Origin of the sequence: Nocardioides eburneiflavus, from assembly GCF_004785795.1 — a bacterium.
Classification (GTDB): domain Bacteria; phylum Actinomycetota; class Actinomycetes; order Propionibacteriales; family Nocardioidaceae; genus Nocardioides; species Nocardioides eburneiflavus.
Genome location: NZ_SRRO01000001.1, coordinates 440,811 through 464,364, shown reverse-complemented (window position 1 = coordinate 464,364; position 23,554 = coordinate 440,811). Strand labels below are relative to the sequence as shown.

21 protein-coding genes and 1 tRNA gene are annotated in these 23,554 nt (G+C 71.8%); 12 read left to right on the top strand and 10 right to left on the bottom strand.

The genetic code is table 11. The features are described from left to right. The first annotated feature begins 49 nt into the window (after nucleotides 1-49). From EXE59_RS02180 to EXE59_RS02170, 3 genes are all read left to right on the top strand, one after another. Nucleotides 50-1,540, top strand: a complete 1,491-nt coding sequence (locus tag EXE59_RS02180) for a DUF7059 domain-containing protein (protein WP_135837427.1) — start codon at nucleotides 50-52, stop codon at nucleotides 1,538-1,540. A 133-nt stretch (nucleotides 1,541-1,673) separates the two neighbouring features. Then, entirely contained in the window at nucleotides 1,674-3,800 is a 2,127-nt protein-coding gene (locus EXE59_RS02175) for a PQQ-dependent sugar dehydrogenase (RefSeq protein WP_135837426.1), read from the top strand. Nucleotides 3,801-3,846: 46 nt separating this feature from the next. Further along, nucleotides 3,847-4,851, top strand: coding sequence for a sugar phosphate isomerase/epimerase family protein (locus EXE59_RS02170; protein ID WP_135837425.1), 1,005 nt, complete (start codon nucleotides 3,847-3,849; stop codon nucleotides 4,849-4,851). Between the two features lie 62 nt (nucleotides 4,852-4,913). Here the strand turns inward: EXE59_RS02170 and EXE59_RS02165 are convergent, their stop codons facing one another. Next, nucleotides 4,914-5,477 (bottom strand): hypothetical protein, encoded by a 564-nt coding sequence (locus EXE59_RS02165; protein WP_135837424.1) that lies wholly within the window; start codon nucleotides 5,475-5,477, stop codon nucleotides 4,914-4,916. A gap of 285 nt (nucleotides 5,478-5,762) precedes the next feature. On the opposite strand from EXE59_RS02165, the gene topA reads away from it, so the two are divergent. The 4 genes from topA (at nucleotide 5,763) to EXE59_RS02145 (ending at nucleotide 11,964) form a co-directional block, all read left to right on the top strand. Further along, nucleotides 5,763-8,468 carry a type I DNA topoisomerase gene (gene topA / locus EXE59_RS02160; RefSeq protein ID WP_135837423.1) on the top strand — a complete coding sequence of 902 codons (2,706 nt, stop codon included), beginning with the start codon at nucleotides 5,763-5,765 and terminating at the stop codon, nucleotides 8,466-8,468. A gap of 120 nt (nucleotides 8,469-8,588) precedes the next feature. Beyond that, a complete protein-coding gene (gene tmk / locus EXE59_RS02155; protein WP_210428860.1) occupies nucleotides 8,589-9,227 on the top strand; it encodes a dTMP kinase in 639 nt (212 codons plus the stop codon). Continuing rightward, entirely contained in the window at nucleotides 9,224-10,408 is a 1,185-nt protein-coding gene (locus EXE59_RS02150; RefSeq protein ID WP_135837421.1) for a DNA polymerase III subunit delta', read from the top strand. Before tmk ends, EXE59_RS02150 begins: the two co-directional genes overlap by 4 nt. Then, nucleotides 10,408-11,964 (top strand): alpha/beta hydrolase, encoded by a 1,557-nt coding sequence (locus EXE59_RS02145; protein ID WP_135837420.1) that lies wholly within the window; start codon nucleotides 10,408-10,410, stop codon nucleotides 11,962-11,964. The genes EXE59_RS02150 and EXE59_RS02145 overlap by 1 nt, the downstream gene beginning before the upstream one ends. 29 nt (nucleotides 11,965-11,993) lie before the next feature. Here EXE59_RS02145 and EXE59_RS02140 read toward each other — a convergent pair whose 3' ends face one another. Together EXE59_RS02140 and EXE59_RS02135 are read right to left on the bottom strand one after the other, a co-directional pair. Then, entirely contained in the window at nucleotides 11,994-12,614 is a 621-nt protein-coding gene (locus EXE59_RS02140) for a methyltransferase (RefSeq protein WP_342777223.1), read from the bottom strand. A 176-nt stretch (nucleotides 12,615-12,790) separates the two neighbouring features. Beyond that, nucleotides 12,791-13,231, bottom strand: coding sequence for an OsmC family peroxiredoxin (locus tag EXE59_RS02135; RefSeq protein WP_135837418.1), 441 nt, complete (start codon nucleotides 13,229-13,231; stop codon nucleotides 12,791-12,793). A 128-nt stretch (nucleotides 13,232-13,359) separates the two neighbouring features. Here EXE59_RS02135 and EXE59_RS02130 point away from each other — a divergent pair. Further along, nucleotides 13,360-13,432: transfer RNA gene (locus EXE59_RS02130), tRNA-Thr, on the top strand. A 92-nt stretch (nucleotides 13,433-13,524) separates the two neighbouring features. Here EXE59_RS02130 and EXE59_RS02125 read toward each other — a convergent pair. The 7 genes from EXE59_RS02125 to EXE59_RS02100 all read right to left on the bottom strand — a co-directional run bounded on the left by EXE59_RS02125 (nucleotide 13,525) and on the right by EXE59_RS02100 (nucleotide 20,089). Continuing rightward, entirely contained in the window at nucleotides 13,525-14,787 is a 1,263-nt protein-coding gene (locus EXE59_RS02125) for a hypothetical protein (RefSeq protein ID WP_168218369.1), read from the bottom strand. 6 nt (nucleotides 14,788-14,793) lie between these two features. Beyond that, on the bottom strand, nucleotides 14,794-15,762 hold the full coding sequence (locus tag EXE59_RS02120; protein ID WP_135837416.1) for a hypothetical protein: 969 nt from the start codon (nucleotides 15,760-15,762) through the stop codon (nucleotides 14,794-14,796). A 268-nt stretch (nucleotides 15,763-16,030) separates the two neighbouring features. Beyond that, a complete protein-coding gene (locus EXE59_RS02115; protein ID WP_135837415.1) occupies nucleotides 16,031-16,741 on the bottom strand; it encodes a hypothetical protein in 711 nt (236 codons plus the stop codon). Next, the gene (locus EXE59_RS02110) at nucleotides 16,738-17,262 is read right to left on the bottom strand and encodes a SigE family RNA polymerase sigma factor (RefSeq protein WP_168218368.1); all 525 of its coding nucleotides are present in this window, start codon (nucleotides 17,260-17,262) and stop codon (nucleotides 16,738-16,740) included. Before EXE59_RS02110 ends, EXE59_RS02115 begins: the two co-directional genes overlap by 4 nt. An 84-nt stretch (nucleotides 17,263-17,346) precedes the next feature. Then, nucleotides 17,347-17,490 (bottom strand): hypothetical protein, encoded by a 144-nt coding sequence (locus EXE59_RS23575; protein ID WP_168218367.1) that lies wholly within the window; start codon nucleotides 17,488-17,490, stop codon nucleotides 17,347-17,349. Between the two features lie 86 nt (nucleotides 17,491-17,576). Next, on the bottom strand, nucleotides 17,577-19,202 hold the full coding sequence (locus tag EXE59_RS02105; protein WP_135837413.1) for an ABC transporter permease: 1,626 nt from the start codon (nucleotides 19,200-19,202) through the stop codon (nucleotides 17,577-17,579). Further along, the gene (locus EXE59_RS02100; protein WP_135837412.1) at nucleotides 19,199-20,089 is read right to left on the bottom strand and encodes an ABC transporter ATP-binding protein; all 891 of its coding nucleotides are present in this window, start codon (nucleotides 20,087-20,089) and stop codon (nucleotides 19,199-19,201) included. Before EXE59_RS02100 ends, EXE59_RS02105 begins: the two co-directional genes overlap by 4 nt. A gap of 54 nt (nucleotides 20,090-20,143) precedes the next feature. On the opposite strand from EXE59_RS02100, the gene EXE59_RS02095 reads away from it, so the two are divergent. The 4 genes from EXE59_RS02095 (at nucleotide 20,144) to EXE59_RS02080 (ending at nucleotide 23,550) form a co-directional block, all read left to right on the top strand. Further along, nucleotides 20,144-20,605 carry a GbsR/MarR family transcriptional regulator gene (locus EXE59_RS02095; protein ID WP_135837411.1) on the top strand — a complete coding sequence of 154 codons (462 nt, stop codon included), beginning with the start codon at nucleotides 20,144-20,146 and terminating at the stop codon, nucleotides 20,603-20,605. 46 nt (nucleotides 20,606-20,651) lie between these two features. After that, on the top strand, nucleotides 20,652-21,392 hold the full coding sequence (locus tag EXE59_RS02090; protein ID WP_135837410.1) for a (Fe-S)-binding protein: 741 nt from the start codon (nucleotides 20,652-20,654) through the stop codon (nucleotides 21,390-21,392). After that, nucleotides 21,389-22,867 (top strand): lactate utilization protein B, encoded by a 1,479-nt coding sequence (locus EXE59_RS02085; RefSeq protein WP_135837409.1) that lies wholly within the window; start codon nucleotides 21,389-21,391, stop codon nucleotides 22,865-22,867. Before EXE59_RS02090 ends, EXE59_RS02085 begins: the two co-directional genes overlap by 4 nt. 119 nt (nucleotides 22,868-22,986) lie before the next feature. Then, nucleotides 22,987-23,550, top strand: a complete 564-nt coding sequence (locus EXE59_RS02080) for a LutC/YkgG family protein (RefSeq protein ID WP_246056443.1) — start codon at nucleotides 22,987-22,989, stop codon at nucleotides 23,548-23,550. Nucleotides 23,551-23,554 lie beyond the last annotated feature (4 nt).

The window sequence follows — 23,554 nt, the reverse complement described above, 5'->3', positions numbered from 1 at the left end:
CCTCGAGGTGACGGGCCGTCGGCGTCCGGTCGGGTGGGAGGCTGGCCCCATGTCGTCCGACCTCGACTTCACCGGCCCGCTGCGCGATGCCCTGCTCGCCGCCGACTTCACCTACGACGCGGTCGCCGAGGCGATCGGCGACGACGCCCACCGCGCGCTCGGGCGCAACGAGACGCTCCCCGCGCTGCGGCGTACGACCTCCGGCGGGCCGCTCGACACGCTGGTCCGGCTCTTCCTCCTCCAGGCGCCGGTGCCGCGCGAGGACGCCGAGCGGGCGCTGCCCGGCCTGGTCGACCGCCTCTGCAACGCCGGGCTGCTGGAGCAGAGCGTCGGCGAGGTCGCCGCCCGCACCGACTGCCGTCCGTACGCCGTCTCGGAGGCCGGCGTCGAGCGCGACCTGTGGGTGGTCTCGGACCTCACGCCTGGCCTCGACGGGGCGCCGGTCGCGGTCGGTCCCGACCACGTCCTCGGCATCTCGAGCGCGTCGACCAGCCTCGCCCAGCTGACGATGCGTGAGCCGGTGGAGCGCGCGCTCGACCTCGGCACCGGGTGCGGGGTCCAGGCCCTCCACCTCGCCACCCACGCCGACACGGTCGTCGCGACCGACGTCAACGCCCGGGCGCTCTGGATGACGCGGCTCAACGGCGCCCTCAACGACATCGCGGTCGACGTGCGCGACGGGTCGTTCTTCGAGCCGGTGGCGGGGGAGCGGTTCGACCTCGTCGCCACCAACCCGCCCTTCGTCATCTCGCCGGCGACGGGCGAGCGGCTCGTCTACCGCGACTCCGGGCTGCCCGGCGACCGCGTCGTCGAGCACATCGTGCGCACCGGTCCCGACCACCTCGCCGAGGACGGCTGGCTGCAGGTGCTGGCCAACTGGGCGATCGTCGAGGGGCGGCCGTGGGACGAGCGGCTCGGCTCCTGGCTGCGCGAGGACTGCGACGCCCTGGTCGTGCAGCGCGAGGTGCTCGACCCCGCGGCCTACGTCGAGCTCTGGCTCAAGGACAGCGGGCACCACGGCGGCCCGGACTACGCCGCGCGCTACGACACGTGGCTGTCGTGGCTGGAGCAGACGGGCATCGAGGGGATCGGGTTCGGCTGGATCAACGTCCGCCGCGGCGGGTCCGGACTGGCGGGACGGCACGAGCTCCTCGAGTGGCCGTACGACGTCGAGCAGCCGATCGGGCCGGCCATCCACGCCTGGGGCGACGCGGCGTCGGGCCTGCGCGGCCTCGACGACGACGCCCTGCTCGCGACCACGCTGCACGCCCGCGAGGACGTCCAGCAGGAGACCGTCGGGCGGCCGGGTGCGGAGGACCCCGAGGCGATCGTGCTGCGCCAGCAGCGCGGCTTCCGCCGCGCGCGCACGGCCGACACGGTCGAGGCCGCCCTCGTCGGCGCGAGCGACGGCGACCTCACGCTGGGGCAGCTTCTCGGCGCGCTCGCCACGCTGCTGCAGCGCGACGAGGAGGCGCTGCGGGCGGCGTACGTCCCGGTCGTGCGCGAGCTGGTGGGGGAGGGCTTCCTCCGGCTCGGTTGATCCGACGCACCGGGTGACTTGTGTCGACAGGCGAGCAAAAGACGCCTGATCGTTGACGTGACGGGGGTCACGTGCCTACGTTGCTTGTCGGCCCTCCGGCCACCTCCTCGCCACTCGGGAACAGGAGAACCCCATGTCGCACCCCCTTCGCGCAGGGCTCACGGGCGCCGTCGGCGCCGCCCTCTGCCTGCCGCTCCTCGCCGTGACCACGTCGGCCACCGCCCACGAGGGCCACGACGACACGCCGCCCCCACCGCCCGCGGACGCGTTCGAGAAGGTCACGCTCAACGACCGTCCCGGCGAGCCGGTGGACCTCGCGGTCCTGCCCGACGGCGACGTCCTGCACACCACGCGCGCCGGCGTCATCTGGCACAACGACGCCGAGACCGGCGTCAACAGCATCGCCGGCCGCATCCCGGTCTACCTCCACGACGAGGAGGGCCTGCAGAGCATCGCCCTCGACCCGGGCTACGACGGCAAGAAGAACACGTGGATCTACCTCTACTACTCGCCGCCGCTCGACACCCCCGCCGACGACCCCGCCACCGCCTCGATCAACGAGGGCGACGCGCCGGAGACCGGCACCGCGGCGGACTTCGCGCCCTTCGAGGGCCACCTGACCGTCGCGCGGTTCCGCTACTCCGGCGGCCGGGTCGACCTGGGCTCCGAGCAGAAGGTGCTCGACGTCCCCGTCGACCGCGGCATCTGCTGCCACGTGGGCGGCGACATCGTCTTCGACTCCGACGGCAACCTGATCCTCTCGACCGGCGACGACACCAACCCGTTCCAGTCCGACGGCTTCGTGCCGCTGGACGAGCGCGCCGACCGCAACCCCGCCTTCGACGCCCAGCGCACGGCGGCCAACACAGACGACCTGCGCGGCAAGATCCTGCGCATCACGCCCGAGCCCGGCGGTGGCTACACGATCCCCGACGGCAACCTCTTCGAGCCCGGCACCCCGGACACCCGGCCCGAGATCTACTCGATGGGCTGGCGCAACCCGTTCCGCATCGAGATCGACCCCGACACCGACGACCTCTGGGTCGCCGACTACTCGCCCGACGCCCGTGCGGCGAACCCCGACCGCGGGCCCGCCGGCCACGGCAAGTGGGCGATCGTGGACGAGCCGGGCAACTACGGCTGGCCCTACTGCGCCACCGCCGAGCTGGCCTACGACGACTTCGACTTCGCCACCCGCACCAGCGGCGAGAAGTTCGACTGCGCCGCCCCGGTCAACGACTCGGTCCACAACACCGGACTGCGCGAGCTGCCCCCGGTCGAGCAGCCGGAGGTCTGGTACACGTACGGGCTCTCCGAGGAGTTCCCCGAGCTCGAGACCGGCGGCATCGGCCCGATGGCCGGCCCGGCCTACCAGTACGACCGCAAGGCGACCAAGGGCCGCAACCCCGTCGCTTGGCCGAAGCGCTACGACGACACCCCGCTGTTCTACGAGTGGACCCGTGACTACATCAAGGGCCTCCACGTCGACGACGGCGAGGTCGCGGCCATCGAGGACGTCGTCGCCGACGTCGTCACCGACAACCCGATCGACATGGAGTTCGGGCCCGACGGCGCGCTCTACGTCCTGGAGTACGGCGACGGCTACTTCGCCGAGAATCCCGACGCGCAGCTGTCCCGCATCGACTTCCTCGGCGCGGGCGGCAACCGGAGCCCCGTCCCGGCCATCGAGGCCGAGCCGACGGCCGGCGAATCGCCCCTGACGGTCGAGTTCTCCAGTGACGACACCACCGACCCGGACGGCGACACCCGGCTGACGTACGCCTGGGACTTCGACGGCGACGGCAAGGTGGACAGCCGCAGGGCTGACGCGACCCACACCTACGCCGAGGACGGCAGCTACCGCGCCACGCTCACCGTCACCGACCGCGGTGGGCGTCGCGCCTCGGCCGACGTCGACATCGTCGTGGGCAACCAGGCCCCGGTCGTCGAGCTCGTCACCCCAGTGGCGGGCCAGGAGTTCAGCTTCGGCGACACCGTGACGTACGAGGTCCGGGTCACCGACGACCAGGACGTCGACTGCAGCCGGGTCAGCGTGACCTATGTGCTGGGCCACGACACGCACGGCCACCCGCAGTCCACCGCCTTCGGCTGCACGGGCTCGCTCACCACGACCGTGCCCGAGGGCCACGACCCGGCGACCGACGACCTCGCAACCGTCTTCGTCGCCGAGTACACCGACGCCGGCTCCGAGCCCCCGCTCAGCGGGTCCGCCGAGGTCGTCCTCGAGCCGGCCGGCTGAGCCGGACACCCCCCACCCCGAGAAACCCCCAGAAAGTAGGCAGCACATGTGTTTCGGACATGACGGCGACGCCGCCCTGCGCGAGTCGCTCGAGAGGAAGGGCGCCAGTCGGCGCGGCCTGCTGCGCGGCGCCGTGGCGGGCGTGGCGGGAGCCACCGTGCTGGGTGCCGGCGCACCGGCACTCGCAGCGCGCACGGGTCGCGACGAGCACCCGGGCAAGGGCCCGCGCCACGGCGTACGGGCGGACCGGATCAGCATCCAGCTCTACACGTTGCGCTCGGCGATGACCTCCGACGTCAACGTCAGGCTGATGCTCGACCAGCTCGAGAAGTTCGGCTACGAGCGCGTCGAGCGGGCCGGCCTCTACCCGGCGGCCGGTCTCGACACGGCCGCCAAGCTCAAGGCCGAGCTCGACGCCCGCGGCATCTGGGCCTCGTCCAGCCACGACGGCGTCAGCAACCGCGACGCCGCCGCGCTCGACAAGAAGCTCGACGACGCCAACACGTTCGGGCAGAAGTTCATCAACGTGCCCTACTTCGACTCTCCCGACAAGGCGGCCTGGCAGGACCTCGCCGACCAGATGAACTCCGAGGCGGTGGAGGCACGGAGCCGTGGCCTGCGCTACGGCTACCACAACCACGCCCACGAGTTCACGACCGAGTTCGAAGACGGCACGACCCCCTGGGACGTGCTCACCTCCGAGCTCGACCCCGAGGTCGTGCACCTCGAGGTCGACCTCTACTGGGTCTACGCCGCGGGTGTCAACCTCGGCGTCCCGGACCCGGTCGCCTTCTCGAACGACGTGATCCGGTCGGCTCCCCAGGAGGTCCGGCAGTACCACGTCAAGGACCGTCACGGTGTCGACGCGTCCGCGCTCTACGGCCAGACGCCCGGCGACATGGCCGACCTCGGCCTGGGCGTGATCGACTTCCGGGCCATCTTCAAGAAGCACCAGGTCGAGGAGTACATCGTCGAGAACGACACCCCGGACTTCCGGCCCGCGTCGACCGCCAACACGGGCTTCCGCTACTTGGAGGGTCTCGACTTCTGACGGACCAGCCGGACCGGGCGGTTCCACCCCAGTGATGTCCAGGAACCGCCCGGTCAGCCCGGTCAGGGCTGGGGCGACGCCCAGCCGAGCCGGCGTACGTGCCCGGACACCGTGCCGCCGTGGGACCCGAGGGACGAGACGCCGAGATGGGTGGCGATGCTGGACTGGGTCACCGGTCCCGCGGGGCCGATCGCCGCATTGGCCTTGCCGACGAGCCAGACGACACCGGCGGCGATCCGTGCGGCGGTGGTGCGCTCCGGCAGCCAGGGCGCTCGGTCGCGGAGCAGCAGCAGGCAGCGACGCAGTGGCGGCTCGAGGTCGGGGGAGAGCAGGGCGTCGCGGCCGCCCACCAGGCCGTCGAGCCACCCGAGCACCTGCTCGTGCCGCGGGGGCGCAGGTGGGGCCTGGACGACCTGCGGCCGGCGCTCGGCGTCGTGCTCGCGGGCGAGGGAGGCGTACGGGCCGTCGCCCGGGCTCTCCGTCCAGGCGTCCACCAGCCTCCCGTCGAGGAAGACGAGGTGGCTGACCCGACCGCCGTCGGCGAGCAGCGACGGTCCACCCCAGGGGCGTCCGCCCCAGAGGTCCTGGTCGTGGTGGGTCGTGGGAGACCAGCGGTCGTCGTACATCTCGTGCTCCTGGGGTCGGTGGGTGGTGCCGGGAAGTGGGATCGCGCCACCCACGGTCGTCGGGCGGGCCGACAGCGGGCCGCGGCATCCGCGAGACCTTGTGGAGAGCGGCGCCTGCGCCGCGCCTGTGGACGGTTGGCGGCCCGATCCGGGCGCCGTACGGAGGTGCGCCGCGCTGGTCGGTGGGCGTGGACGATCTGGTCCGCGGAGTGGCGTTATCGGGATGTGGCGCTACCGTTGCGGCGCTGAGCAACATCGCAGCAGCAGAAGAGGGAGCAAACAGAAGTGGCAAAGCTCGTCATCGTCGAGTCCCCGGCCAAGGCCCGCACCATCGGCGGCTACCTGGGCTCGGACTACGTCGTCGAGTCCTCGATCGGTCACATCCGCGACCTGCCCAACAACGCCGCGGACACCCCGGCCAAGATCAAGGACAAGCCCTGGGGGCGGCTGGCCGTCGACGTCGACAACGGCTTCGAGCCCTACTACGTCGTGCCCCGCGACAAGAAGAGCCACATCGCCAAGCTGAAGAAGCTGGTCAAGGACGCCGACGCCCTCTACCTCGCCACCGATGAGGACCGCGAGGGTGAGGCCATCGCGTGGCACCTCCTCGACGAGCTGAAGCCGCCGAAGGGCCTGCCGGTCCACCGGATGGTCTTCCACGAGATCACCAAGCCGGCGATCCTCGCCGCGGTCGAGAACCCGCGCGAGATCAACGACGACCTCGTCGAGGCCCAGGAGGCGCGCCGCATCCTCGACCGCCTCTACGGCTACGAGGTCTCCCCGGTGCTGTGGAAGAAGGTCATGTCGGGCCTCTCCGCCGGCCGCGTGCAGTCGGTGGCGACCCGCCTGGTCGTCGACCGCGAGCGCGAGCGGATGAAGTTCCGCGTCGCCTCCTACTGGGACCTCGACGCCACCTTCGACGCCGGCACCGGCCACGACCCGCGGATGTTCCCCGCCAAGCTCTACAGCATCGACGACGTGCGCGTGGCCCGCGGCGCCGACTTCGACAACACCGGCGAGCTGGTTTCGACGGGCTCAACCGGCGCGAAGCGACGCGTCCACCTCTCCCGCGCCGACGCCGAGGCGCTGGCGTCCGGCCTCGGCGACACGACGTACGACGTCCGCTCGGTCGAGTCCAAGCCCTACCGCCGCTCCCCGTACGCCCCCTTCCGCACCACGACGCTGCAGCAGGAGGCGAGCCGCAAGCTCGGCATGAGCGCGAGCGTGACGATGTCGGTTGCGCAGCGGCTCTACGAGAACGGCTTCATCACCTACATGCGTACGGACTCCACGACGCTCTCGGACGCCGCGGTCGGTGCCGCGCGCGACCAGGTGCGTGAGCTGTACGGCGCCGAGTACCTGCCCGACTCGCCCCGCACCTACGCGTCCAAGGTCAAGAACGCCCAGGAGGCGCACGAGGCGATCCGGCCGGCCGGCGACACGTTCCGTACGCCTGCCCAGACCGGCCTGTCCGGCGAGCAGTTCCGTCTCTACGAGCTGATCTGGATGCGCACCGTCGCGTCCCAGATGAAGGACGCCGTCGGCAACTCGGTCACGATCCGCATCGGCGGTGCCGCCGCCGACGGTCGCGACGTGGTCTTCAGCGCGAGCGGCCGCACGATCACCTTCCACGGCTTCCTCAAGGCCTACGTCGAGGACATCGACGACGCCTCGAAGCGTCGCGACGACGCCGAGACCCGCCTGCCCAACCTCACCCAGGGCGCGGCCGTCTCGGCCGCGACGCTGAGCCCCGAGGGTCACGAGACCAAGCCGCCGTCGCGCTACACCGAGGCCACGCTCATCAAGGAGCTCGAGGACCGCGAGATCGGCCGCCCGTCGACCTATGCGTCGATCATCGGCACGATCCTCAACCGCGGCTACGTCTACAAGAAGGGCACCGCTCTGGTGCCGGCATGGCTGGCGTTCTCGGTGGTCCGGCTGCTGGAGGAGCACTTCCCGCGGCAGGTGTCCTACGAGTTCACCGCCTCGATGGAGGACGTCCTCGACGAGATCGCCGGTGGTCGCAAGGACCGCGCCACCGAGCTCGGCGAGTTCTACTACGGCTCCGGCGACGTCGTCGGCCTCAAGACGCTGGTCACCGACCTCGGCGAGATCGACGCCAAGGAGATGGCCACCTTCCCCATCGGTGACGGGATCGACCTGCGGGTCGGTCGCTACGGGCCGTACGTCGAGGGTCCCGGCCCCGACGGCGGCGACGCCTCACCGGTGCGCGCCAACGTCCCCGACGACCTCCCGCCCGACGAGCTCACCGTCGCCAAGGCCAAGGAGCTGCTGGCCAACCCCGCCGGCGAGGAGCAGGTCGTCGGCAACCACCCCGACACCGGCCTGCAGATCGTCGCCAAGAACGGTCGTTTCGGCCCCTACGTGACCGAGGTGCTGCCCGACGACGCCCCCAAGAGCGCCAAGCCGCGCACGGGCTCGCTCTTCAAGTCGATGACCCTCGACACGGTCACGCTCGAGCAGGCGGTCAAGCTGCTCGACCTGCCCCGCATCGTCGGCACCGACGAGGACGGCACCGAGATCACCGCGCAGAACGGCCGCTACGGGCCCTACCTCAAGAAGGGCACCGACTCCCGGAGCCTCACCTCCGAGGACCAGATCTTCGACATCACCCTCGACCAGGCCAAGGCGATCTACGCCCAGCCCAAGCAGCGCGGCCGCGGCGCGGCCACCCCGCCGCTCAAGGAGCTCGGCAACGACCCCGTGTCCGGGCAGCCGGTCATCGTGAAGGCCGGCCGCTTCGGGGAGTACGTCACCGACGGCGAGTACAACGCCACCCTCCGCAAGGACGACACGGTCGAGTCGATCACCCTCGAGCGCGCCGCCGAGCTGCTCGCCGAGCGTCGCGAGCGCGGTCCGGCCAAGAAGGCTGCCAAGAAGGGTGCGAAGAAGGCTCCTGCCAAGAAGGCGGCCGCGAAGAAGACCGCTGCCAAGAAGGCCCCGGCCAAGAAGACGGCGAAGAAGGCCTGATCCAGCTCTGGGTGGTTGAGGTGCGAGCGCAGCCTGTTCGCGGGCTGGCGCGAGGCCCACGGCGGCTGACCGTCGTACGGACAGCGCCCACTGTGGGCGCCCGCCCGTAGGGTGTGCGACGTGAACCCAGGTGCGTACTCGGAGACCGGGCTCTTCGTGTGCTTCGAGGGCGGCGAGGGGGCCGGCAAGTCCACCCAGTCGCGCCTGCTGCACGACTGGCTCGTCGAGCGCGGCGAGACCGTGCTGCTCACCTTCGAGCCCGGCGACACCCCGGTCGGCAAGGAGCTGCGCCGCATCGTCCTCGACCCGGCCACCGGCGAGCTGTCCGACCGCACCGAGGCGCTGCTCTACGCCGCCGACAAGGCCGAGCACGTCGACCACGTCGTGGTGCCGGCGCTGGCGCGCGGCGAGGTCGTGATCACCGACCGCTACGTCGACTCGACCCTGGCCTACCAGGGCGCCGGCCGCACCCTCGACGTCGCCGAGGTCGAGGCCGTCGCGCGGTGGGCCACTGGCGACCTGCGTCCGCACCTCACGGTCGTCCTCGACCTCGAGCCGGAGGCGGGGCTCGGCCGCTTCGACGAGCGCGACCGCATCGAGGGCCAGTCGCTGGAGTTCCACCAGCGGGTGCGGCAGGGGTTCCTCGACCTCGCCGCCGCCGACCCCGACCACTACGTCGTCCTCGACGCGCGGGCGGCGATCGACGACATCGCCGCGGCGATCCGCGAGCGGATCGAGCCGATGCTGGAGCGCCGATGACCACGCCGACCACGCAGCCGACCCGCTCCGTCTGGTCCGACCTCGTCGGCCAGCGGCCCACCATCGAGGTCCTCCAGCAGGCCGCAGGCGGCCACGGCATGACCCACGCCTGGCTGTTCACGGGCCCGCCCGGCTCGGGCCGGTCCAACGTCGCCCGCGCCTTCGCGGCCGCGCTCCAGTGCGAGCAGCGGACGGGCTGCGGCGCGTGCGAGGCCTGCCGGCTCGGCATCAGCGGCTCCCACCCCGACATCACCTGGGTGAAGTCCGAGACCTCCGTCCTCTACGTCGACGACATGCGCGACCTCGTCCAGTCGGCGGCGAAGTTCCCCGCGATCGGGCGTTGGCAGATCGTCGTCATCGAGGACGCCGACCGCCTCGGCACCCCGGAGAACCCTCGCACCGGCAACGCGCTGCTCAAGGCGATCGAGGAGCCGACCCCCAAGACGGTCTGGCTGCTGTGCGCGCCGACGGTCCAGGACGTGCTGCCGACCATCCGCTCCCGCTGCCGCACCCTCACCCTCTCGACGCCCGGCACCGACGACGTGGCCGCCTTCCTCCACCGCAACGACGGCATCTCCGAGACGATGGCCGGCTTCGCCGCCCGCGCCAGCCAGGGCCACATCGGCCGAGCCCGCGCGCTGGCGCTCGACGAGGAGACGCGTACGCGCCGTCGCGAGGTGATCAGCATCCCGGCCCGCCTGACGTCGCTGGGCTCGTGCATGACCGCCGCGACCAACCTCGCCGAGCTTGCCAAGGAGGAGACCGAGGCGATCACCGCCACGGCGGAGAGGCGCGAGCTCGAGGAGCTCCAGGCGATCTTCGGCAGCGAGCGCAAGGACACCACGAGCCGGTCCTACCGTGCCGCCCTGAGCGGCCTGGAGAAGCTGCAGAAGCAGAAGGCCAAGCGACGGGTGCTCGACGTGATCGACCGTGCCCTGATGGACCTCGTCTCGGTCTACCGCGACGCCATCGCGCTGTCCGTCGGGGCCCCGGGCATGCTGGTCAACGAGGAGCTGCGCGGCGACGTCGCCCTCGTTGCCCGAGCCGCGTCGCCCGAGCAGCTGTTGCAGATGATCGACGCGATCTTCACCGCCCGCGAGCAGATGCTGGAGTTCAACGTGCCCCCACAGCTGGCCCTCGAGTCCATGACGGTCGCCCTGCGGCTGCCCGGGGGTCGCTGATGCGCCGGGTCGTCGCGGTGCTCGCCGTGCTGGCGCTGGCGCTCACCACGTTCGTCGCGGTCGGTCTCGCGATCCGGGGCGCCACGCCCGACGAGCCGCCCGCCCGTCCGACGCCGTCGCCGACCACCCCGCCGCCGGCGACGGTCACCGAGGCGCCCGACCCCGCCCTCGCCGACCTCTACTCCCAGCGCATCGACTGGCAGCCCTGCGAGGCCGACGGCGACCAGGACTGTGGCTTCCTCACCGTGCCGGTCGACTACGCGGAGCCCGCGGGCGAGAGCATCGAGCTGGCGCTGCTGCGGATCCCCGCGCGCGGCGCCCGCGTCGGCTCCCTCGTGGTCAACCCCGGCGGTCCCGGCGCGCGCGGCACCACGTACGCCGCTGCCGGCAGCCAGGTGTTCCGCGAGCCGCTGCTCGACGGCTTCGACATCGTCGGCTTCGACCCGCGCGGCGTCGGGCGGTCGGCGCCGGTCGACTGCCTCAGCGACGCCGAGCTCGACGCCTACCTCGGCGGGGACCCGACTCCCGACACGGCCGAGGAGCAGGCGGCCTACCGCGCGTCCGTGCTGTCGTTCGGCGAGAAGTGCGTCGCCGGCTCCGGGCCGGTCGTCGGGCACGTGACGACCGCCGAGGCCGCGCGCGACATGGACGTGCTGCGCTCGGCGCTGGGGGAGGAGCAGCTGAGCTACTTCGGCGCCTCCTACGGCACCAAGCTCGGCGCGACCTACGCCGAGCTGTTCCCCGACAAGGTCGGCCGCTTCGTCCTCGACGGCGCCGTCGACGTCGGACTCGACCCGCAGTCGCTCGCGCTGGAGCAGGCCGCCGGCTTCGAGACCGCACTCCGGGCCTACGTGCAGAACTGCCTCGACTCCACCGACAACTGCTTCCTCGGCGACACCGTCGACGAGGGCCTCGCCACGATCGACGGCCTGCTCGCCGACATCGAGGACGAGCCGCTGCCCGCCGGCGACCGCGACCTGACGGTCGGCAACGCGTTCTACGGGATCATCACCCCGCTCTACAACCGCGACTACTGGTCCCTGCTCAGCCTGGCGCTGGCCTCGGCGCTCGAGGGCAAGGGCTCGGCGCTGATGGACCTCGCCGACGCGTACGCCTCGCGCAACCCCGACGGCTCCTACGCCGACAACTCGATCGAGGCCAACTACTCCATCAACTGCCTGGACGACCCGACCTCGGTGTCGTTCGGCCGGGTGCCGTCGCTCTTCGCCGAGTTCGAGGAGGCCTCGCCGACCTTCGGCCGGATCTTCGCCTGGGGCATGGCCGGCTGCCGCGGCATCGGCGTGACCTCCAGCGAGGAGCCGCTCGACATCCGCGCCGAGGGCGCCGCGCCGATCCTGGTCCTCGGCACCAGCCGCGACCCTGCCACTCCGCTGAAGTGGGCCCGAGCCCTGTCGGCGCAGCTCGACTCCGGGGTGCTCGTCGAGCGCGACGGCGACGGCCACACGGCCTACAACGCCGGCAACGAGTGCGTCGACTCGATCGTCGAGGACTACCTCCTCGACGGTGACGTGCCCGCCGACGGCACCGCCTGCTGAGCCCCGGCCTCCGCGCGCAAGGCGCTGCCTCAGGGATACGACAGGGACCAGATGCCGGCGGCTTGGGAGACCTTGGTGGGGATGGTCGACCTGACGTCCTCGCGGGCCTGACGCACGAGCTCCGCGGCACGTTCGCGGATCTCCTCCACGCTCGCGTCCTGCAGGTAGAGCCGAAGTCCCAGGCCGGCGTCTGCCCAGTAGGTGCCCCGGACGGTGGCGACGCCGTGGAAGAGCTCGCGCAACCGCGCCTCGTCGTACCCCACTCGGAAGTGCTCGTTGTTCTCCCAGACGCGGCGCAACCTGTTCTCGTCGGCGTTGGCGGCCGCGTCGGCGAAGGGCACGAGGGTGAACACGGCCCGGTTGGCGAGGCCCTCCAGTGCCTTCGCGGCGGTGTCGTCGTCCTCGAGGTGCTCGAGCACCTCGATCGTGGTGACCAGGTCGTATCGCCTGTCGGCGGGCGCGAAGATGTCCATGACGCCGAAGGTGACGTTGGGGACCTCCCACTCGGTCACCATGCGTTGCGCCATCTGGTAGTTCGGAGTGCGGTCCGAGGCGACGTCGGTGAGGTGGAAGTGCAGGTGCGGGAAGTCGATGGCGAGCGCTGTCTCGGCCACGCCGCGCCCACATCCGACTGCGAGCACCGTCTCGATGCTCTGGTCCCGGTTGGCCTCGACGAGGCCCGCTCGGAGGTGCAGGTAGCGCAGTTAGGCCCAGCGGCGGTGGAGCAGGAGCTGCGTCTGGGCCTTGGTGAGAGCCTTGCGCGCCGAGAGCTTCATGCCTCGGATGGTACCGAGGTCGTCGGCTCGTCAGCCCGGCCTTCGGGGGCTCAGGCCTCCAGCGCCGCGTCGAGCGTGATGTCGACGGCAGCGAGCGCCTTGCTGATCGGGCACCCGACCTTGGCCTGCTGGGCGGCCTCCTGGAACGCGGCCTCGTCGATGCCCTCGACCTCGGCCCGTACCGTGAGCGCGATGCCGGTGAGCTTCAGCCCGCCGGCGGGGTCCTGGCCCACCGAGACGTCCGCGCGGATCTCCAGCGACTGCGGCGGCGTGCCGGCTCGGCCGAGGATGCCCGACAGCGACATCGCGTAGCAGGAGGAGTGCGCCGCCGCGACGAGCTCCTCGGGGCTGGTGGTCCCGTCCGCGTCCTCGGCGGCGCGCTTGGGAAAGCTCACCTCGAACGTGCCGACGCCCGAGCTGGAGAGCTCGACCTGGCCGGACCCGTCCTGGATCCCGCCGTTCCATGCGGTGCGTGCTGTGCGAGTGGGCATGGTGCCTCCTGGGTGTGCGATGGGGTCGCCCCCGAACGTAGCGCGTCCCGGGACACCCGTGATTTCGGTCCGGGCCGAGGCGCTCCGTATACTCGCCCGCGGTCCACCGAGCGTGCTCGGCAGGCCACGCCGCCTTAGCTCAGTCGGTAGAGCGAGTCACTCGTAATGACTAGGTCGTCGGTTCGATTCCGACAGGCGGCTCTGACTCCCCCGGGGACCCGAGACCCCGGGGGAGTCTCCTGTTCCGACCGGCACGCGCCACCCAGACGCCCGACGAGGCACGGTGGTGATGCTCAGGTGCACGCGTCCAGGGCGCCTGTGTCGATCACGCCGTGGTTGACGCCGGGGAGGACGCGTCGTTGGTCTGCCCGACCCTGCCAGGACTTTTGGCTCCGGCCGGAGGGAACGACCGCGTCCCCACGGTAGGAGACCACGCACACCTGGTCGGCGGCCGGCGCGGCGGTGCTCGTGGGCCCGGGCGCGGGGTCCACCTGCGCGCAGACCGCGTGCCACTGCTGCAGGAAGGTCGCTGCCGCGAGCCGGCTCGTCACCTCGGGTTCCCACGGCGCGAAGGAGGCGCAGGCCTCGTCGAAGTACGCGAACGTGGCCGGTGAGACGTCGGTGACGCCGAAACGGCCGGTGACGGCGTCGGACAATGCGCCGAGCACCTCGGCGGTGGGTTCGTCGGCCATCATCTTCTTGAAGGCGACGGGCCGACGCTGGTAGTTGGTGCCCAGCCAGGCCGCGCCGACGTCGAACGGTGTCACCTCGATCGACCGCTTGGCCGCCTCGCCGGTGGGCACCTGTCCTCGGCAGGTCTCGCCGGCGGGTGCGGCGGAGCAGAACGCCTGCACGGCCTCGAGGCGCGTCGTGAGGTACTCGGTCGCGGACTGTTCCGACGGGTACGGGCTGACGAGGACGACCTCGTCGGGCTGGCGGCTGAGGTAGCCGAGCCGGACTCCCGCGAACGACGCACCGACGAACCGCTCGAAGGTCAGACCCTCCTCCTCCAGCGCGGCCTGCATCGCCTCGTCGTAGGCCGCAGGGGTCCACCCCCACAAGCCCTTCCCCAGGTCGCACGCGTCTGCCAGTTCGGCGCCCGAGCTCGACGAGCCGGAGTGGAGCGTCTCGTACCAGGCCCTCGCTGCCTGGCGGCAGCCCGCTGGGTACGGGGTCCGCGTCCACGGCTCGTCCAGGATGACGACCGGTGTGCCGAGGCGGTCGGTGACGGCCTGGAGCGCCTCCCCGGGCCAGTCGGCGCCGAAGAGTGCGACCCCGGGGCCGCCGAGGTCCATGACGGTGCCCTGGGTGAGGTCGCCCTCAGCCGTCGTGCTCGGCCGCACGACGGCGTAGCGCACCACGCGTCCGTCGGACAGGGTGATCGAGCGGCACGCGGCCTGGGCGCGCACACCCGCGCACGCGTCCGTCGTCGACTCCTCCGCCGGGGAGGGAGGCGCCGCGCGCTCGGCCTTGTCGGCCGTGCACGCGACGCCTCCCGTCGTGACGACGGTGACGAGAGCCGTCCTGACGATGGTTCGTCGCCACCGGGACATCACGTCAGGTCACCAGCCATCCTTGCGGAGGACGCCCTCGCAGTTGGCATCCGTGTTCTTGCAGAACTTGGCGTAGCCGTAGTCGCCCATCGGTGCCGGCTTGTTGAAGGTCGTCATCGCCATGGCGAAGTCCGCGCCTTCTGAGCGCTGGTCGAACACGGCGCCGCCCGACCAGATGACCCCCATCTTGATGTTGGTCGCGTTCGGCTCGGGTGTGATGCCCTCGCAGTTCCACACAGGGACGGTCGCGCTGAAGTTGCCCACGCCGACGCTGAAGGAGTTGGTGGAGCAGGTGTTCTGGCCGGACTTCGGCCAGTAGTTGAGCAGGGTGGCAAAGTCCCCGCGCTTGCCGGCCCAGGGACGGGACTGGATGTCGATCTTGCGAGGCTTCCAGTCGGTGCTCCAGTCGACCGCTTGGCCGGTGGCGGTCGCCCACCGGTTGTAGAAGTACGTCTGACGGGTGGAGGTGCCGTCGTTGACGATCTCCAGACGCTCGAAGCACTGCGTCAGGGTCTGCGACGACACGACGGTGGTCGTGCAGTAGCCGCCGTTCCACGAGCCGCCGCTACGGCCGGTCATGGCCTCGACACCCAGGCCGTTGCCCGACACCTTCGACGCGGGTGCGAGGTCTGCGGGAGCCGATTCCACGGCCATCTCGACCGTCGGTCCGGACTCCGCCTCCGTGGTGGCGGTCTGGAGAGCCGTCACGTCGACGCCGTCCTCCCACACCACCACGGCACCGTCCACCTCGGCCGTGCTGAGGCTTGCCGCATCCACGGCGTTGCCCTGGCGAGACTGCTCGAGGATGAATGCGTCCTCGACGTCCTTGGCCTTCTTCGACTTCTGCTGGCGTGCCGCCTGCTGGATCTCAGAGGCGTCGGCAGAGGTGATCTCTGGTTTGCCGTTCCCAGCCGCGTCGGCCGGGATCATGGCGCCTGCGGTGAGCAGGCTGGCGATGAGCAGCGCACTGCCCGTCACTCTCCGTACTTGCTTCAAGTAGCCACCTTCTTCGGTCACGCAGGGTCTCCCCTGCCGTTTCGTTGAATGCGGCATCGACCCGGATCAAGGCGCGGTCGAACAAGCCCGAGATGAAGAATTGAGAGTCGCGTCGGAACCCGAGACCCCCCCGTGGGGTTTGCGCAACAAGTGCCTCCCCGACCCTGGGTCGAAGCAGCGATCGGAGCATCTTGTTCTTTCTCGAGAAAGTCAAGGACTCGCCGCGCGACACGTCGAGAGGGGGTCCCTGCTACTGCGTCACCGATCCGACTGCACGACCTTCGACATGGATCCGCTCGCCGCCCGACTCCGCTCCGAGCCACACGTCGAACTTGAGCTCCACCGGTTCGCCGACGACGCATGAGGCCGTGACCACCTCGACCGTTCCTCGTGACGCCGGGCTCGTGCTGCTCGCCTCGACGGGGCCGGCCGTGGCTCGGGGGAGTGCGGCGAAGAGCTCGAACAGGGCAGGCGGCTCCCCGGCCGACGAACCCGTGTCGTCCAGCGGGAGCGCCAGCCGGGTTCCACCGACCAGCCCGGTCGCGTCGCCCTGGAGGCGCAGGACCGCATCGTCGGCACCGTGCGACTGGACGACGAGGAGCGCGATGGCGCGGCCTTGGGACTTCGACGACTCACAGGTTGCCGAGACGTCGCTGATGAGCGCGCTCGGCGCGCCGGGGTGCGACAGCTCCACCGAGGTGTCGACGGGTGACGCGGGGCTCGGCGGCTGGGTCGCAACGGGGACCGGGACGTCCCCTCGGAGCGCGAACGGCCCCGCAACGGCGAAGGCGGCGCTCGCGGCCGCGAGGACGGTGGCACCCGCGGCGAGCCGACGCGTACGTCGCCGCGTCGACACCGACCGGCGCACCGAGGGGACGGGGTCCGGGGAGAAGGTCGGGGACTGGCGCAGCTCGTCGAACGCCTGGAGCACGATCCGGTCCTGCACGTCGCGGTCACTCACTGGACACTCCCTCTCGGTCGGACATGTTCGGGGCGCTGCTCGGGCAGCGATGCTCGAAGACGGGCGAGGGCCCTCGACAGGTGGCTCTTGGCCGTTCCCTCCGAGCAGCCCAGCCGCTCGGCGATGTCGGACACCGGGAGGTCCTCGACGAAGCGCAGGGCGATCACCGTGCGCTGGTTGGGCGACAGGTCGGAAAGGCTCTCCACCAGCCACCCTGCCAAGGGGGTGTCGGACACGACCACCTCGACCTCGTCGCGGTGGCTGTGGGGCGTACGCAGGATCTCTCGCCTGAGTCGCCGGAACCGGTCGACGTTGAGTCGTGCCATCACGGTGCGCACATAGGCCTCCGGGACATCGAAGGACGACTTCTCCCAGCGTTCGGCCATGCGGACCAACGACTCCTGGACGAGGTCCCATGCCTCGTCGTTGTTGCCCGTCATGGCTCGAGCCAGCACGAGGAGCTGCGGGGTCTGTTGCCTCGCGAACTCCTCGAAGTCCGAGCCTGATCTGCTCTGACGCACGCGCCCTCCTTGCTTGCCGTTACGACATTGACGGCGAGGCAGGTCGTTTCGTTGAGGGCTGATCCGAAGTTCTCGGCGAGGGCGTCAGCCGAACGCGATCAGCCAGACGACCATGGCTGCGAGGACCCCCAGGGCGATCGCGGCTTCGGCGCGTCGGCCGGCCCGAGCGAGGAGCGCCGCGCCGACGAGGAGAAGCAGCCCGACGATGATCCACAACGAGAGTTCCACGAGCGGCACCGTATACGAACCGGCGACCGGCTCCTCAGGGGGCGCGTGCAGGGCCACGGCTGCGCGTCAGCAGCCTCGGCGCAGCGTCAGCCCGCGACCGCGTCCCGCCGCCGGTAGCCCCACAGCCCCGCTGCGACGAGGGCGCCGGCGAGCAGGAGCAGGGAGACGTACGGGACGACCTCGAAGTCCTCGACCGGCACCGCGGCCAGGTGCCAGAACGGCGAGATCGCCTGGACGGCGTCGGGCAGTCCGAGGAGCTGGCCGAGGATGACCTGCAGGGCGATCAGCGCGACGGCCGCCCAGGCGAGCCCGGTCGCGCGGGGGCGCAGGCCGAAGAGCGCCACCGCGAGCGCGCCGACGACGAGGGTGCCGGGCAGGTAGGCGAGCTGCCCGCCGACCTGCGGGAGGACCCGGTCCCACTCGCCGCTGCCGAGGCCGTAGCCGACGGCGAGGCCGAGCCCCATGATCACGGTCAGCTTGGCCGCGGCGACCAGCGCGAGCGCGGTGGTCGCGGCCATCCAGGACGTCCGGCTGACCGGCGTCGCGAGCACGGACTCCGTACGTCCGGCCTCCTCCTCGGCGCGCAGGCGCAGGACGGAGGCGACGACGAAACCGCACGCGATGACGGCCATGAACAGGAAGATGTAGGCGAGGAAGGCGTCGACGATCGCGTCCTCGGCGTCCTGTCCTCCCGCACCGACCACGTCGGCCATCTCCGGGTTGGAGGCGATGAGGTCGGGGACGGTGGGGATGACCGCGCCGTAGAGCAGGCCCAGCAGGAACAGCCCGACCGCCCAGCCGATCAGCAGGCCGCGCTGGAGCCGGGTCGCCACGCCGAACGGCGTGCTCAGCTGCCAGCCGGCCCGGGCCGGGCCGGGCCGGGTCTGGAGGAGCCCTCCGCCGAAGTCGCGGTGCGCCATCAGCCGGGCTGCGAGGCCCAGCAGGAGCGCGGTGAGGGCGAGCAGGAGCGCGGCCGGCCACCAGCGCTCGTCGCCGAAGGCGTCCATGCCCTGCGCCCACCCGAACGGCGAGAGCCAGACCAGGGCGTTGTCCTCCATCGCCCCGAGGCCGCGCACCAGGTAGCCGACGGCGACGGCCGCGCCGGCCAGGCCGAGCGCCCCGCGGGCCGAGGTGGACAGCTGGACGGCGACCAGCGTGACGGCGGTGTACGCCACGCCGAGCAGGGCGAGCCCGGTGCCGTACGTGAGGCTGCCGGAGGTGTCCAGCCCGGCCGCCAGCATCGAGGTCGTCGTGACGGCGCCGATGAGCAGCGCGGCCGCGACGCCGTAGACCAGCCCCGCGAGGGTGGCGGCGTGGCGACCCAGCACGGTGGAGCGGAGCAGCTCGGCGCGCCCCGACTCCTCCTCGGCGCGGGTGTGGCGCACCACGAGGAACACGACCATCAGGCACACGCCGAGCTGGGCGACCTGGGAGATCTCGTTGGCGACGATGCCGCCGAGGGTGTCCAGGCCGACCTGGCGCCCCGACATCAGGTAGCTCACCGGGCTGGCGCCGACGGTCCGGGCGTACCCCGCGATCTTCTCCGGGGTGTCGTAGAGCGGGGGCACGGCCAGGGCGCTCGCGACGATCGTCCCGCCGAGGCCGACGACCCACAGCGGCAGGCGCACCCGGTCGCGGCGCAGGACGAGGCGCAGCAGGTGACCGACGCCGGTGACCGAGCTGGTGGGTGGGCTCGTGGCCAGGGTGGTCATACGGTCACCTCGTCGCCGTACTGGCGCAGGAAGAGCTCCTCCAGCGTGGGCGGGTGGGCGGCGAGGGAGCGTACGCCGAGCGCGGCGAGCGCGGTCACCGCCGCGTCGAGGTGGTCGGAGTCGACGTCGAAGGTGACCCGGTTGCCGTGCAGCTCGGGCTCGTGGACGCCCGGCACCGCTGCGATGTCCGTGGCCGGCCGGTCGGTCTCGGCGATGACGGTGGTGCGGGTCAGGTGGCGCAGCTCGGCCAGCGTGCCGGACTGCACGACCCGTCCGGCGCGGATGATGCTGATGCGGTCGGCGAGGGCCTCGGCCTCGGCCAGGATGTGGGAGCTGAGCAGGATGGTGGCGCCCTCGTCCTTGAGCTCGAGGATCGCCTCCTGGAACTCGGCCTCCATCAGCGGGTCCAGGCCGGACGTGGGCTCGTCGAGCAGGTAGAGGTCGGCGCGGCTGGCGAGCGCGGCGACCAGCGCGACCTTCTGCCGGTTGCCCTTGGAGTAGGTGCGCGCCTTCTTCGTCGGGTCGAGGTCGAAGCGCTCGAGCATCTCGGCGCGCCGGGCCTCGTCCAGCCCGCCGCGCATCCGGGCGAGCACGTCGATGACCTCTCCTCCGCTCAGGTTCGGCCACAGCGACACGTCGCCCGGCACGTACGCGAGCCGGCGGTGCAGCGTCGCGGCGTCGCGCCACGGGTCGCCGCCCAGCATGCTGGCGGTGCCGGAGTCGGTCCGCAGCAGGCCGAGGAGGACCCGGATGGTGGTGGACTTCCCGGCGCCGTTGGGGCCGAGGAACCCGTGCACCTCGCCCTGCTCGACGGTGAGGTCGAGGTGGTCGAGTGCGTGGGTGGTGCCGAAGGTCTTGACGACGTCGTGGAGCTCGATGACAGCCATGTCCCGAGTGTCGCACAACTTTCACAAACTTGTGAAGGCTATATAGTGAGGCCCGTGAGCGACCTCGCGCGTGCCGTCGAACGGCTCGGCCAGACCCTGGAGACGATGGGTCTGCCACGCATGCCCGCACGGGTCTTCGCCTACATCCTGGCCGACGACCAGTCCGCCTACACCGCTGCGGAGCTGGCGCAGGGGCTCGACGTGTCCCCGGCCGCCATCTCCGGTGCCGTCCGGTACCTCGCCGACACCCACCTGGTGGTGCGCGAACGGAACCCGGCCGGTCGAGGCGACCTGTTCCGCGTCCGCGACGGCGACATCTGGAGCACGATCCAGGCCGCCCGGCTGCCCGTCCTGGACGTCATCATCGAGTCCGTCCAGGAGGCCGTCGACCTGCTGCCGGAGGGGTCCGCCGGGCGCGAGCGGGTCGAGGAGACCCGCGACTACTTCCGGTTCGTGCAGGAGAACTCACGGGACCTCGACCGTCGGTGGCGGGAGTGGCGCGCCGCGCACCGGTGAGGCGGGGCAGCACGTCCGCCGACCCGCGCGTGGAAGGATCGAGCGCGTGAGGGTCGCCCTCCAGGTCACCTGCGTCAACGACGCCATGTTCCCCGACACGGGGAAGGCCGTCGTGCGGCTGCTGCGCCGTCTCGGCGTCGAGGTCGACTTCCCGCGGGCGCAGACGTGCTGCGGGCAGCCGATGGTCAACACGGGCTACCTCGACGAGGCGGTCCCGGTGGTGCGGACGTTCGTCGACGCGTTCGCGGGCTACGACGCGATCGTGACGCCGTCGGGCTCGTGCGCGGGGTCGGCTCGCCACCAGCACTCCATCGTGGCCGAGCGGTCGGGTGATCCGGCGCTGGTGGCGGCGGTCGCGCAGACGACGCCACGGACGTATGAGCTGAGCGAGTTCCTCGTCGACGTGCTGGGCGTGACCGACGCGGGCGCCTACTTCCCGCACCGCGTGACCTACCACCCGACGTGCCACAGCCTGCGGATGCTCGGCGTGGGCGACCGGCCGCGCCGGCTGCTGGAGGCCGTACGCGGGATCGAGCTGGCCGACCTGCCGCACGCGAGCGAGTGCTGCGGCTTCGGCGGCACGTTCGCCCTCAAGAACGCGGACACGTCGATCGCGATGGGCGCCGACAAGGCCCGCCACGTCCGCGACACCGGCGCGGAGGTGCTGGTGGCGGGCGACAGCTCGTGCCTGATGCACGTCGGCGGGATGCTGTCGCGCCAGCGCGCGGGCGTACGGGTCATGCACCTGGCCGAGGTGCTGGCATCCACCGAGGAGGACGAGGGATGAGCGGCACCTTCGTCGGGATGCCCGCCTTCCCGGCCGCCGCCCGCGAGGCGCTCGGCGACACCCAGCTGCGCCGCAACCTCGCCCACGCCACCCACGTCATCCGCGACAAGCGAGCCGCGGTCGTCGCTGAGGTCGAGGACTGGGAGGAGCTGCGGCTCGCCGGTGCCGGCGTGAAGGAGGCTGCCCTCCGTGACCTCGCCACCCACCTCGAGACCCTGGAGGAGTCACTCACCCGCGCCGGCGCGACCGTGCACTGGGCGCGCGACGCGGAGGAGGCGTGCGCGATCGTCGCCGCGGTCACGAAGGCCCACGGTGCCGACGAGGTGGTCAAGGTCAAGTCGATGGCCACCGCCGAGATCGGCCTCAACGAGGCGCTCGAGGCCGAGGGCATCGCGGCCTGGGAGACCGACCTGGCCGAGCTCATCGTGCAGCTCGGCGACGACCTGCCCTCCCACATCCTGGTGCCGGCGATCCACCGCAACCGCGCGGAGATCCGCGAGGTCTTCCTGCGCCGGATGGGCGATGTCGGCCGCCCCGCCCCGCCCGCCCTGACCGACGAGCCGGCCGTCCTCGCCGCCGCGGCGCGCGAGCACCTGCGCGAGAAGTTCCTCCGCGCGAAGGTCGCCGTGTCCGGTGCCAACTTCGCCGTCGCCGACACCGGCACCCTCGTGGTCGTCGAGTCCGAGGGCAACGGGCGGATGTGCCTGACCCTGCCCGAGGTGCTCATCAGCGTGGTCGGGATCGAGAAGGTCGTGGCGACCTGGTCCGACCTCGACCCGCTGCTGCGGCTGCTGCCGCGCTCGTCGACCGGCGAGCGGATGAACCCCTACACCTCGACCTGGTCCGGGGTCACGTCCGGCGACGGACCGCGGGAGGTGCACGTCGTGCTCCTCGACAACGGCCGCACCCGCGCGCTGGCCGACGACGTCGGACGCCAGGCGCTGCGCTGCATCCGCTGCTCGGCGTGCCTCAACGTGTGCCCGGTCTACGAGCGGGTCGGCGGGCACGCGTACGGCTCGGTCTACCCCGGCCCGATCGGCGCGATCCTCAACCCGCTGCTCCACGGCGTCTCCGACGAGCAGACCGCCTCCCTGCCGTACGCCTCCTCGCTGTGCGGGGCGTGCTTCGAGGTCTGCCCGGTGCGCATCGACATCCCGTCGGTGCTGGTCGACCAGCGTGCCGCGGTCGTCGACTCGCACCGCGGCGACCGCGTGCTCACGCCCGAGGCCGTGGCGATGAAGGCCGCTGCCTGGGCGTTCTCCGACTCGCGCCGCCTCGCGTGGGCCGAGCGCGTCTCCGGCCTGGCCGGTCGGGTCATCGGCCGCTTCTCCCGTACGACCCTCCCGGGCGGGCGCGCGGCCACCGGCCGCCTCCCCGGTCCCGCGGCCGGGTGGACCGGGGCCCGTGACCTGCCCGTGCCGCCGACCGAGTCGTTCCGCGCGTGGTGGGACCGCACGGACGGGGGCCGGAGTTGAACACCCCACGACGTTCTTCTCCTCCCCCGCTTCGCTCCTCCGTCGAACAACGCCGCGGGGACCCCGAAACCAGCGCCCGCGACGACATCCTGCGGCGTGTCCGCTCGGCCCTCGACGGCGTGTCGCCCGTGGTCGAGGTGCCTCCGGCCCCTCGCGTGCCGGACCGCGGCGACCTCGCCGGCCTCTTCGCCGAGCGGGTCGCCGACTACCGCGCGGTCGTGACCCGGTGCGCCGCCGACGAGGTCGAGCAGGTGGTCCGCGACGTGCTCGGTTCGGCGCGCGCGGTCGTGCCTCCCGGGCTCGGCCTGCACGTGACGGGCGCGGTCGTCGACCCTTCGACAGGCTCAGGACGGCGCCAGGGCCTCACCGCAGCCGAGCTCGACGACCTCGACGCCGTCGTGACCCGCGCGGCCGTCGGCATCGCGGAGACCGGCACCATCGTCCTTGACCACGGCCCCGACCAGGGCCGCCGCGCGATCACGCTGGTCCCCGACCTGCACGTGTGCATCGTCGACGCCAGCCGAGTCGTCGCCGACGTCCCCGACGCGATCGCGCTCCTCGACCCGGCCCGGCCGCTCACCTGGATCAGCGGCCCGTCGGCCACCAGCGACATCGAGCTCGACCGGGTCGAGGGCGTGCACGGCCCGCGGACGCTCCACGTGGTGCTGGTGGGCCAGGCGTAGGCCC

Bases quoted from the DNA above. Each gene is read 5' to 3' on its own strand.
- EXE59_RS02145 (WP_135837420.1), top strand. From the start codon at position 10,408: ATGCGCCGGGTCGTCGCGGTGCTCGCCGTGCTGGCGCTGGCGCTCACC.
- EXE59_RS02135 (WP_135837418.1), bottom strand. From the start codon at position 13,231: ATGCCCACTCGCACAGCACGCACCGCATGGAACGGCGGGATCCAGGAC.
- EXE59_RS02180 (WP_135837427.1), top strand. From the start codon at position 50: ATGTCGTCCGACCTCGACTTCACCGGCCCGCTGCGCGATGCCCTGCTC.
- EXE59_RS02170 (WP_135837425.1), top strand. From the start codon at position 3,847: ATGTGTTTCGGACATGACGGCGACGCCGCCCTGCGCGAGTCGCTCGAG.
- EXE59_RS02085 (WP_135837409.1), top strand. From the start codon at position 21,389: ATGAGCGGCACCTTCGTCGGGATGCCCGCCTTCCCGGCCGCCGCCCGC.
- EXE59_RS02165 (WP_135837424.1), bottom strand. From the start codon at position 5,477: ATGTACGACGACCGCTGGTCTCCCACGACCCACCACGACCAGGACCTC.
- EXE59_RS02100 (WP_135837412.1), bottom strand. From the start codon at position 20,089: ATGGCTGTCATCGAGCTCCACGACGTCGTCAAGACCTTCGGCACCACC.
- EXE59_RS02150 (WP_135837421.1), top strand. From the start codon at position 9,224: ATGACCACGCCGACCACGCAGCCGACCCGCTCCGTCTGGTCCGACCTC.
- EXE59_RS02175 (WP_135837426.1), top strand. From the start codon at position 1,674: ATGTCGCACCCCCTTCGCGCAGGGCTCACGGGCGCCGTCGGCGCCGCC.
- EXE59_RS02105 (WP_135837413.1), bottom strand. From the start codon at position 19,202: ATGACCACCCTGGCCACGAGCCCACCCACCAGCTCGGTCACCGGCGTC.